The 9,415-nt window shown below is 75.1% G+C and carries 14 protein-coding genes; 6 read left to right on the forward strand and 8 right to left on the reverse strand.

Annotation, left to right across the window (positions count from 1 at the left end; translation table 11 throughout):
- The first annotated feature begins 58 nt into the window (after window positions 1-58).
- A complete protein-coding gene (locus GV155_RS01855) occupies window positions 59-361 on the forward strand; it encodes an acylphosphatase (RefSeq protein ID WP_160004693.1) in 303 nt (100 codons plus the stop codon).
- 107 nt (window positions 362-468) lie between these two features.
- Here GV155_RS01855 and GV155_RS01860 read toward each other — a convergent pair whose 3' ends face one another.
- The 6 genes from GV155_RS01860 to GV155_RS01885 all read right to left on the reverse strand — a co-directional run bounded on the left by GV155_RS01860 (window position 469) and on the right by GV155_RS01885 (window position 3,614).
- The gene (locus tag GV155_RS01860) at window positions 469-1,044 is read right to left on the reverse strand and encodes an antibiotic biosynthesis monooxygenase (RefSeq protein ID WP_160004695.1); all 576 of its coding nucleotides are present in this window, start codon (window positions 1,042-1,044) and stop codon (window positions 469-471) included.
- A gap of 154 nt (window positions 1,045-1,198) precedes the next feature.
- Window positions 1,199-1,816, reverse strand: a complete 618-nt coding sequence (locus GV155_RS01865) for a hypothetical protein (RefSeq protein ID WP_160004697.1) — start codon at window positions 1,814-1,816, stop codon at window positions 1,199-1,201.
- Between the two features lie 27 nt (window positions 1,817-1,843).
- Window positions 1,844-2,179 carry a hypothetical protein gene (locus GV155_RS01870; RefSeq protein WP_160004699.1) on the reverse strand — a complete coding sequence of 112 codons (336 nt, stop codon included), beginning with the start codon at window positions 2,177-2,179 and terminating at the stop codon, window positions 1,844-1,846.
- A complete protein-coding gene (locus GV155_RS01875; protein ID WP_160004701.1) occupies window positions 2,163-2,954 on the reverse strand; it encodes a hypothetical protein in 792 nt (263 codons plus the stop codon). Before GV155_RS01875 ends, GV155_RS01870 begins: the two co-directional genes overlap by 17 nt.
- On the reverse strand, window positions 2,951-3,133 hold the full coding sequence (locus GV155_RS01880) for a hypothetical protein (protein WP_160004703.1): 183 nt from the start codon (window positions 3,131-3,133) through the stop codon (window positions 2,951-2,953). Before GV155_RS01880 ends, GV155_RS01875 begins: the two co-directional genes overlap by 4 nt.
- A complete protein-coding gene (locus GV155_RS01885) occupies window positions 3,075-3,614 on the reverse strand; it encodes a hypothetical protein (RefSeq protein WP_160004705.1) in 540 nt (179 codons plus the stop codon). Before GV155_RS01885 ends, GV155_RS01880 begins: the two co-directional genes overlap by 59 nt.
- Before the next feature lie 134 nt (window positions 3,615-3,748).
- On the opposite strand from GV155_RS01885, the gene GV155_RS01890 reads away from it, so the two are divergent.
- Together GV155_RS01890 and GV155_RS01895 are read left to right on the forward strand one after the other, a co-directional pair.
- On the forward strand, window positions 3,749-4,669 hold the full coding sequence (locus GV155_RS01890; protein WP_160004707.1) for a phosphoribosylaminoimidazolesuccinocarboxamide synthase: 921 nt from the start codon (window positions 3,749-3,751) through the stop codon (window positions 4,667-4,669).
- The gene (locus tag GV155_RS01895; RefSeq protein ID WP_160004709.1) at window positions 4,669-5,079 is read left to right on the forward strand and encodes an SRPBCC family protein; all 411 of its coding nucleotides are present in this window, start codon (window positions 4,669-4,671) and stop codon (window positions 5,077-5,079) included. Before GV155_RS01890 ends, GV155_RS01895 begins: the two co-directional genes overlap by 1 nt.
- A 7-nt stretch (window positions 5,080-5,086) precedes the next feature.
- Here the strand turns inward: GV155_RS01895 and GV155_RS01900 are convergent, their stop codons facing one another.
- Window positions 5,087-5,584, reverse strand: coding sequence for a general stress protein (locus tag GV155_RS01900; RefSeq protein ID WP_442938856.1), 498 nt, complete (start codon window positions 5,582-5,584; stop codon window positions 5,087-5,089).
- Between the two features lie 140 nt (window positions 5,585-5,724).
- Between GV155_RS01900 and purS the strand changes: the two genes are divergently transcribed.
- Complete coding sequence (gene purS / locus GV155_RS01905; protein ID WP_160004713.1) at window positions 5,725-6,015, forward strand: phosphoribosylformylglycinamidine synthase subunit PurS; 291 nt, start codon at window positions 5,725-5,727, stop codon at window positions 6,013-6,015.
- Window positions 6,012-6,680: a phosphoribosylformylglycinamidine synthase subunit PurQ gene (purQ, locus tag GV155_RS01910; protein ID WP_160004715.1), complete on the forward strand. Its 669-nt coding sequence runs from the start codon at window positions 6,012-6,014 to the stop codon at window positions 6,678-6,680. The genes purS and purQ overlap by 4 nt, the downstream gene beginning before the upstream one ends.
- Window positions 6,681-6,711: 31 nt before the next feature.
- On the opposite strand, the gene GV155_RS01915 is transcribed toward purQ, so the two are convergent.
- Complete coding sequence (locus tag GV155_RS01915; RefSeq protein ID WP_160004717.1) at window positions 6,712-8,076, reverse strand: glycoside hydrolase domain-containing protein; 1,365 nt, start codon at window positions 8,074-8,076, stop codon at window positions 6,712-6,714.
- 390 nt (window positions 8,077-8,466) lie between these two features.
- Between GV155_RS01915 and GV155_RS01920 the strand changes: the two genes are divergently transcribed.
- Window positions 8,467-9,411 carry a hypothetical protein gene (locus GV155_RS01920; protein WP_160004719.1) on the forward strand — a complete coding sequence of 315 codons (945 nt, stop codon included), beginning with the start codon at window positions 8,467-8,469 and terminating at the stop codon, window positions 9,409-9,411.
- The last annotated feature ends 4 nt before the right edge of the window (window positions 9,412-9,415 follow it).

Below are 9,415 nucleotides of genomic sequence, written 5' to 3' on the forward strand. Positions count from 1 at the left end.
CGGCTCGCCCGCCCGAAAGGGCGGGTCCGCGGGGTGCGGGCCACGACATGCTGTCGCCATGAGCGACTCCGCGACCGGTCCTGCCGGCAGCACCACCGCCGTACGCCTCGTGGTCCGCGGCGACGTCCAGGGCGTCGGCTACCGCGCCGCGGCCGGCTCCCGGGCACAGGAGCTCGGACTGGTCGGCTGGGTGCGCAACGAGGCCGACGGCACGGTCGCGCTGCACGTCGAGGGACCGCCCGAGGCCGTCGACGAGATGGTGGCCTGGTCGCGCCAGGGGCCCTCGTCGGCGAGCGTGGAGGGTGTGGACGAGCGGGAGGCCGAGCCGCACGGACCCTCGGCCTTCGACGTCCGCGCCTGAGCCGAGGTGACGCTCGCGGACAGCCGAGGTGACGCTCGCGGACAGCCGAGGTGACGCTCGCGGACAGCCGAGGTGACGCTCGCGGCGCGTCGAGATGACCTTTGCGGTCAGCGGCGCCAGGGTGCCGGCTCGCCGGCGAGCCACCAGCCCAGTGCCCTCGTCATCCACGGCAGGGCGACGTAGGTCATCACCGGGGTCATCACCAGGGTTGTCCCGAGGACGCGCCACAGCGGGGCGAGGTCGGGTGCGAGCGCGCCGAGCAGCAGCGTCACCACCAGGCTGAGCGGGAAGAAGACCAGCCAGATCATGGTCGCCTGCTTCCACCGCGGGGGAGCCGGTGCGGGCGGGCGGAGGTCCTCGACGTCGTGGGACGACGGCTCGTCGAACCAGCCCTCGATGCCGGTCCGGCGCTCCAGGCGGGACTCGCCCACCAGGCCCTGTGCGGCACCGAGCCACCACTGGCGCTGGCTGGAGTGCTCCCAGCCGTGCAGCGACTCGTCGTCGGCGAAGCGGTAGAGCATGTGCCACTCGTCGGAGTCGGCTCCCGTACGGACCCAGCCGGTCCCCAGGAACCCGGGGAACCGGACCGCCAGCGCGCCGCCGGCGCGGATCCAGGCCAGCATCTGGTCGGCGTGGGCCGGGTCGACGTGGCGCGTGATGGAGACGGTGACCGGGGAGGACATGGCTCCATGGTCCCGCCCGACGCCCGGGTGCGGCGCCGCGGGCCGTCGTACGGGTGCCGCGGTGTGACGCCGTCCGCTCGGCCGGTGTCCGGAACCGTCATCTCGATGCGCCGCAAGCGTCATCTCGGCTGTCCGCGAGCGTCATCTCGGCGGGCTAGGCGCGGGCGGTGCCGCCCCAGTTGGCCAGGCGCGCGGCGACGTGGGCCAGGTCGGCCCGCCAGACGTCCTCGGGGCCGGGCGGGAGGACGTCGTCCCACTCCGAGGCCGGCGAGCCGAGGACGTGGGTCAGGCGGGCGGTGCGCGCGAAGAACCAGGTGTGCAGGTGCGAGCCGCCGTCACCCCACCGGTTCACGTGGACCCGACCGATCTCGGGCAGGTGCTCGATGATCCGCACCAGGCGGTTGGTGATCCGGCCGAGCTCCGAGGCGAGGTCGTCGTCGAGGCCGCCCAGGTCCTGGTGCTCGCGGGAGTGCAGCACCAGCACCAGCGGCAGGCCGGACGGGGCGCCCGGGTGGGTGAGCACCCAGCGCTCGTCCTCCCAGACCACCGTCGTCGGGTCGAATCCGGCACAGGCACCGCAGGGCTTGTCGGGGGACTCCCCCCACCGCGCCGGCTCGTCGGCGGGCGGCGGCAGGACGCGGGGCACGACCGCCCCGTCGACGGCCTCCCACGGGAAGATGTCCCACGAGGACGAGTCCGACATCGGCAGGCGGCCGTCCGCGCCGACGGCGGCGGCGATGCGGGCGTGGACCTCTTCGGCTGACTCCGGCATGGCGACACTCTGGCACCGTGGCTCCCGTCACCGGCCGCGGACCCCCCGGTCCGCCGGTGGTACGAGCCGTGCCAGCTCGACCAGCCGCTCCGCGACGTGCCGGCGCGCCGATGCTGCGGCCACGGTGCGGTCGCGGCCGTCGAGCACCGCCGCCCACGTGGTCAGCCCGGCGTCCACCCGACCCTGCAGCTCCCGCACCCCGGGCCCGAGCTCGCCGCGGCGCGCCGCCGCGCCGCGGGCCGCGGCGCGCTCGGCGGACCCCGCCCGCCAGCGGTCGTGCTCGGCGCGCAACGACGCGGCGACCGCCTCCAGCCGCCTCAGCGGGTGGTCCGGCCCCGGTCCGGTCTCAGGCGGCCCGGGCACCGGCCGGCCCCCCGTCGAGGAACCCCGCCTCGGCCACCGCGGCCATGTCGTGCCCGGCCCCGGCGTGCGCCCCGGTCTCGACCACGGCGGCCAGCGCCGACAGGGCGTCCAGCAGCGCCTCGATGCGTCGCAGCGCCGCGACCGCCAGCTCGACCGCGCGCAGCAGGTCGGTGATCGCGTCCCGACCCTGGTCGATCAGCCGGACCATCCGGACGACCATCCGCGGCGAGGTCGCCGCCGCCTTGGTCCACCCCAGCGGGCCGGTGGCGGCATCGAGCAGCAGCTCCTGGACCAGGCCGTCGAGGAACTGCAGCGCCGCGCAGACGACCTCGGCGGTGGCCATCGAGACCGACACGACGTGGCCGAGCTGCTCGGCCACCAGGGTGGCGGCCTCGCGCTGCTCGTCGTGCGCGACCGCCATCCGCTCGGCCAGGCCGACCGCCGCGTCGGCCGACAGGCCCTGCCAGACCCCGGGCACCTGCCCGGCCAGCGCCCGGTAGTTCTCCCCGACCGCACCGGTCGCCGAGGCGAGCTCGACCCACCCGGCCCGCATCGACGACACCGCGTCCATGTCACCGGCCAGCGGTTCGAGCAGCTCGGTCAGCAGGTCGCGGCCGGTGAGACGGCGCACCACCTCGAGCACCCCGCCGATCAGCAGGCCGCAGTCGTCGCGCAGCCCGTCGACGAACGCTCCCTCCGTGCCCGGGGGCCGCGCCCCGCCGCGCACCACCGCCCCCGCGTCGCGGACCTCGTGCACCCCCGCGCCGCGGCTCATCGCCACCACCCGCGAGCGTCCCGGGCCACCTCGCCGGCCGACGGGGTCGCGGCCGCCGCGACCACGAAGTCGTGCTGCGCCCGGACGTCGCCCAGCGCGTCCGCGGTGACCCGCACCGAGTCACCCAGCGCCCCGGCCTTCTCGCGCACGTCGTCCAGCGCCTGGTCGGCGTCGCGCACGGCGCCGAGCAGGTCGCCGAGACCCGCCCGCCCGTCCGGGCCGGCTCGTCCTGCCCCCGCGCCCGCGCCCTCGCCCCTCGCCCCCGTCCGCGCCCCCCGGCATCCGCAGCGCCAGCGGTGCCCGCGCCGAGGTCGGCGCAGCGCCGCCGAGCGGCGGCCCCCCGGGCGGCAGGGAGTACCGGCCGTCGGGACGGGTCCGGTCCATCCGCCGGGCGACGTCGTCGTCGGTGGCCAGCACCTCGGCCCGCAGCCGGACCATGCCGCGGCCCATCAGCCCGGCCGCCCGGCCGGCGTCGACGAGCCCACGCCGCCCCGCCGCCACGGCGCCCGCGTAGGACCCGGCGAAGAGCACCAGGACGCCCGAGAAGGCCTCGGGGCGGTCCAGCACCCCCTCCAGGTAGCGGCCCATGTCCTCCACGTGGGCCTGCTGGCGCACGCACAGCGCGCCGGCCGCGGCCAGGGCCTCGGGGTCGATCTCCACAGCCTGCTCCTCGGGTGTGTCGGGATGTCACGAGGAGGGATACCCGCGCGGGGCCCTGCCCAAACCTGCCGCGCGCAGGATGTGGAGGAACAGGGCGGGGGACCGGCCGGGGGACGCGGCGCTACCCTCGCCCCATGCCGACCGCGCCCCCGACGCTCGCCGGGCTGACCCACCTGCACTCCGGCAAGGTCCGCGACCTGTACGCGCTGCCGTCCGGGGACCTGCTGATGGTGGCCAGCGACCGGATCTCGGCCTTCGACGTCGTCCTCGACACGACCATCCCCGACAAGGGCGAGATCCTGACCCGGATGTCGCTGTGGTGGTTCGACCAGCTCGCCGACCTCGTGCCCCACCACGTGCTGTCGACCGACGTGCCCGACGAGGTGCGCGGTCGGGCCGTCGTCTGCCGCCGGCTGGACATGTTCCCCGTCGAGTGCGTCGCCCGCGGCTACCTGACCGGCTCGGGCCTGCTGGACTACCGCGCCGACGGCGAGGTCTGCGGGATCGCCCTGCCACCCGGGCTCGACGACGGCTCGCGCCTGGACCCACCGATCTTCACCCCGGCCACCAAGGCCGACCTCGGCGAGCACGACGAGAACGTCTCCTTCGCCGCCGTGGAGAACGCGGTGGGCGCCGCCCGCGCCGCCCAGCTGCGCGAGGTCACCCTGGCCGTCTACGCGCGCGCCGAGGGCCTGGCCCGCGAGCGGGGGATCATCCTGGCCGACACCAAGCTCGAGCTCGGCGTCGAGCGGGACCACCCGGACGGCCCGGACGGCGCCCCGCTGGTGCTGGCCGACGAGGTCCTCACCCCGGACTCCTCCCGCTTCTGGCCGGCCGAGGACCTGCGCCCCGGCCGACCGCAGCCGTCCTTCGACAAGCAGGTCGTCCGCAACTGGCTGCTGTCGCCGGACTCCGGCTGGGACCGTGCCTCGGGCCAGGCGCCGCCCCCGCTGCCCGAGGACGTGGTCGCGCTGACCCGCGCGCGCTACGTCGAGGCGTACGAGCGGCTGACCGGCGACACCTTCGTGCCCACCGACCGATCCAGGAGCCTCTGATGGTGACCGTCTTCCTCCCGGTCAGCCCCGAGGTGGCCTTCGACTACCTCGTCGACCCGGTCAACCGCCCGGCGTGGCAGGCCAGCCTCAAGGCCGTCGAGGACGTCGAGGGCGAGGTCGGGCTCGGGCAGAGCTGGACCGACGTCACCGTCCCCGGGGTGCGCCCGCGGATGCGGACCACGGCGTACGAGCGCCCGTCCCGCTGGGCCGAGACCGGCACGTGGCGCGGGGTCACCGCCGAGCTGACCCTGCGGTTCACGGCCTGCGGAGCGGGCTGCAGCGTGGAGGTCGGCACCCGGTTCAGTGCGCGGGGTGCCTACAAGGCGGTGCTGCCGTTCCTCCCGCTGGCCGCGCCGCTGGCCGCGCGTACCGACCTCAAGGCGGCGGCTCGGGAGCTCGGCCGCTCCTAGGAGAGGGTCAGGCGAAGGGGTCCGGCTGACCGCCGGGCAGCTGGGCGAGCAGCTCGCGCGCCTGCTGGACGTGCTTGTGCTCGACGAGCACCTCGTAGCGCGTGGCCACGATCTGGGCGACCGAGGTGAAGTCGCGCCGACCGCGGGTGAAGGCGTAGCCGACGAGCGCCCAGACCAGGCCGAAGAGGGCGCCGAACAGGACGGTGGAGAAGAACGTCGCCAGGCCCTCCGAGGAGAAGACGCTGAAGATCAGGCCGACGAAGGCGCCGAGCCACAGCCCGGAGACCGCGCCCGCGAGCGCGACCTTGCCGGTGGTGAGCCGGCCGGTGATCCGCTCGACGCGCTTGAGGTCGGTGCCGACGATCATGCACGCCTCGACCGGGAAGTGCTGGTCGGAGAGGTGGTCGACGGCCTTCTGGGCCGCCGCGTAGTCGTCGTAGACGGCCAGGGACTGGGGGAACTGGAGGGTCAGCGGGTTCGTCGTCCCGCCGGTGCCGGAGGTCATGCTCATGGATCCATCGTGGCGCACCGACCTGTGAGGCGCCTGAGGCGGACGGCCCTGTCCGGCCGGGACCGGCCCTGCGCGCGACCCGCCCCGGCTTCACTACGATGGGCCGACAGCCCCCGCCACCGGATGGAGCAGCCGTGCCCCGTGTCGTCGTCGACGTCATGCCCAAGCCCGAGATCCTCGACCCCCAGGGCAAGGCGGTGCTCGGTGCCCTGCCGCGCCTGGGCTTCTCCGGGGTCACCGACGTCCGCCAGGGCAAGCGCTTCGAGCTCGAGGTCGACGGCGAGGTGACCGACGCGGTGCTTGAGGACGTCCGGCGGATGGCCGAGACGCTCCTGTCGAACCCGGTGATCGAGTCGTTCACCGTGCACGTCAACGACGCGGTCGAGGACCAGCCGGCCGTGACCGGGACGGCGGCCGGCGCGTGAAGGTCGGCGTCGTCACCTTCCCCGGCTCCCTCGACGACGTCGACGCCCGGCGCGCGGTCGGGATCGGCGGGCACGAGGCCGTCGCGCTGTGGCACGGCGACCACGACCTGCGTGGTGTGGACGCTGTGGTCCTGCCTGGCGGGTTCTCCTACGGCGACTACCTGCGCTGCGGGGCGATCTCGCGCTTCGCGCCGGTGATGACCGAGGTCGTCGAGGCCGCCGGCCGCGGGATGCCGGTCCTCGGGATCTGCAACGGCTTCCAGGTGCTGTGCGAGTCCCACCTGCTCCCCGGTGCGCTGATCCGCAACGACCACCAGCGCTTCGTGTGCCGCGACCAGCGGCTGCGCATCGAGAACACCCGCACCCCGTGGACCGGGGCGTACGCCGAGGGCGCCGAGATCACCGTGGTGCTGAAGAACGGCGAGGGCGGCTTCGTGGCCGACGACGCCACCCTGGACCGCCTGGAGGGCGAGGGCCAGGTCGTCGCCCGCTACCTCGAGGTGAACCCGAACGGCTCGATGCGCGACATCGCCGGCGTGGCCAACGCGCGGGGCAACGTGGTCGGGCTGATGCCGCACCCCGAGCACTCCGTCGAGGACCTCACGGGGTCGGGCACCGACGGGCTCGGCTTCTTCACCTCGCTGGTCGAGTCCGTCTGGGCCTGAGCCACCCCCGCCCCGGCTCCCGGGGCGGGCCTCACGCCCCGCCGCGCACCAGCGCCTTCCAGTCGTCCTTCGTGGCGATCCCGGTGGCGGGCAGGTCCACCCGGCCCTGCCAGGAGCGCAGGGCGGCGGCGGTCGCGGGGTTCATCACGCCGCGCGAGGCCAGCGCCGTGTCGGGCGAGGCGGCGTTCAGCGCCCGCTGCAGGCGTCGTACGTCGGGGCCGGCCGAGCCGACCTTCAGCACCGGCTTGCGGCCCGCGGCCAGCAGCGACATCCACACGGTGCGACCGGCCTCGTCGCCCGGGGTGATGCCGCGACGCTCGCGCCACGCGGCGACGGCGGTGGCCGTGGCGCCCGAGTACGTGCCGGACAGCGCGCCGTCGTACACGCCCTTCTCCTGCAGCAGGCACTGCAGCGCCTTGGTACGGGCCACCGGTGCGGTGTAGCCGGCCTCGGACCGACGCAGCAGCGGGTAGGTGCGGAAGCCCACGCTGACGCCCCCGCACCGCTCCTCGGCCGTCGCGACGGAGCCCCGGCCGAGGTCGAGGAAGTTGCTGTCGATCTCGATGGTCACGCCGCCGTGGGTCTCCTTGTGGCCGCCGAGGTACTGCTTGACCCGGCCCCCGGGACGCCACCCGTCGTCCCGGAGGTAGCTGGTCGAGGTGTTCGCGACGCCGTCCCAGCGCGCGATCCAGACCTGGTCGGGCAGCGCGAAGGCGTTCGGCCGGTCCACCCGGGCGTCGTCGAGCGCCTTGATGCCGGACCCGGCCGAGGAGTAGACCCCTGAGACCCAGCCGAGCTCGTGCAGGCGGGTGGTCCACGTCGAGAGGAAGGACAGGGCCGACTCGCGGCAGGCGGTGTTGGTGACGTCGAAGGCCTCGAGGTCGTACCAGAGGGTGCTGCCCGGCGTCAGCCCGAGACCGAGGGCGGCCTCGACGGCGCGGCCGGCCTCCGTACGCCCCATCTCGCGGGCCCGCGGGTAGCGGCCGGACGACCCGGCGGCGGGGTCGATGGTCGGGTCGTTGCCGTAGCGCGGGAACGACTGCTGGCACGAGGCCTGCGGACCGAGGGTGATCGGCAGCAGCCGCCAGCCCTTGCGCAGCTGGGCGCGCACCCACGACGGCGTCAGGTTCGGCTGCTCGCGGCAGCCGCGGGAGGCCCCGGAGATGTAGATCCCGACCGACAGGAACGGGGAGGTCTCCAGCCAGCGGTCCATCGCCGACTGCGTGGGGGCCAGGCACTGGTCGAAGCCGTAGCCGGTGAGGTCGCCCGGCGTGACCGGGTTGGGCCGCGGGGCCGCCTGGGCCGCAGGGACCGCGGAGGCGACCAGGGACAGCGACAGCAGGAGGGCCGCGAGGGGGCCCAGGAGGCGGGCGAGCGGACGTGCAGGGGAGGGCATGACAGGAGTCCGTTCCGGGGACGGGGGAGCCGGGGCGAGAGCACTCTAAGCACACGAGTCACACCTGTCACAGTGATCGCGATGAACTACAACGTCGTAGTTTCCGCAGGTCAGCGCGGTGTGGGCGGAACGTCGTGCATCGAGCGACCGTGCGGGTCCAGGGCGCCTAGGATGCCGTCCCGGCGGCACCGGAACGGGCCGGAGCCAGAACGGGGGCGCGGCGGTGGCTGACCTCGAGATCGATGTCGAGGGTCTGGAGTCCTTGGTCGGCTCCCTGGTGGTGGACCTGCCGACGGCGGCCGCCCGGGCCGTGCTCGACGAGGAACCCGTGCACCGACGGTGAGCCGGTGGCGTGGGCGGAGACCGCCGGAGCAGCGTGAGGAGGTGCCGGTGGCAGCGCCTGGGGACGGGCTGGGCCTGCTGCAGCCGATGGTGACCGACGCCGTGACGGCCGGCGGCGAGCCGCGGCTCTGGATCGGGCAGGCGCTGGTGCGTGGGGACCCGCCGGGAGGCCGGCTGGTGCCGGCGCCGTCGCGCGTCGAGGTCGAGCAGCGGTGGGACGTGGGTCCGTTGCTGGCGTGGCTCGCGGACCGCAAGGGGTGGGTGCTGGAGGACACGACGACCCTGGCGACGCTGGGCGTCGGTGGGCACCTGGCGGAGCAGCCGGTCGAGGGCGACCCGCCGGCAGGACGACGACGGATCGGGTACGCCGCCGACACGCCCCGCCTGTGGGACTGGCCCGTCGGCGCCGGGGACGCCTCGGAGCTCGCGCGGGTCCGACGGCCGGGGTGGGATCCCCCGGAGCCGGCCGCCGACTGGCCCTCGGTGCGCCACGCCGCCCGGCGGGTCCGCACCGAGGACCCCGCCGAGGTCGTGCTCGGTCGCTTCCTGGAGCTCATGGGATCGGTCCTCGAGGTGACCACGACGCTTCCCCCTCCTCCCGCCGACGGCGGCGAGGACGCCGGTGCGGTGGGGGCCGTGGTCGCCGCCCTGCCGGGCTGGTTCCGTGAGGCCTGCGCGCCGGAGTGGTGGTCACCCGAGGCGGTCGCGCGGCGCGTCGCGATGCTCGACCTGCCGGGAGGGCGGCGACGACGGGAGGCCTGGGAGCTGCGGTGGACCGAGCGGGAGGTGGCACGCGGTCTGGTGCCGACGGAGCGGACCTGGCGGGTGCACTCGGCGCAGGTCGTCGACGAGCACCTCCTCGACCTGGCCTGCGAGGTCCCGGCGCTCGGGTCCCCGACGACGTCGCTCAAGTGGCTCCTGCGAGTGTGCGGCGCCACCTCGTGCCTGAGTCCCCAGGAGTCCGGGCTGAGGTTCGGGCTCCCGCGCCGGTAGGTTG

Origin of the sequence: Nocardioides sp. AX2bis, from assembly GCF_902506435.1 — a bacterium.
Classification (GTDB): Bacteria; Actinomycetota; Actinomycetes; order Propionibacteriales; family Nocardioidaceae; genus Nocardioides.

Bases quoted from the DNA above. Each gene is read 5' to 3' on its own strand.
- GV155_RS01860 (WP_160004695.1), bottom strand. From the start codon at position 1,044: ATGTCCTCCCCGGTCACCGTCTCCATCACGCGCCACGTCGACCCGGCC.
- GV155_RS01875 (WP_160004701.1), bottom strand. From the start codon at position 2,954: ATGAGCCGCGGCGCGGGGGTGCACGAGGTCCGCGACGCGGGGGCGGTG.
- GV155_RS01865 (WP_160004697.1), bottom strand. From the start codon at position 1,816: ATGCCGGAGTCAGCCGAAGAGGTCCACGCCCGCATCGCCGCCGCCGTC.
- GV155_RS01855 (WP_160004693.1), top strand. From the start codon at position 59: ATGAGCGACTCCGCGACCGGTCCTGCCGGCAGCACCACCGCCGTACGC.
- GV155_RS01900 (WP_442938856.1), bottom strand. From the start codon at position 5,584: ATGACCTCCGGCACCGGCGGGACGACGAACCCGCTGACCCTCCAGTTC.
- GV155_RS01890 (WP_160004707.1), top strand. From the start codon at position 3,749: ATGCCGACCGCGCCCCCGACGCTCGCCGGGCTGACCCACCTGCACTCC.
- GV155_RS01895 (WP_160004709.1), top strand. From the start codon at position 4,669: ATGGTGACCGTCTTCCTCCCGGTCAGCCCCGAGGTGGCCTTCGACTAC.
- GV155_RS01915 (WP_160004717.1), bottom strand. From the start codon at position 8,076: ATGCCCTCCCCTGCACGTCCGCTCGCCCGCCTCCTGGGCCCCCTCGCG.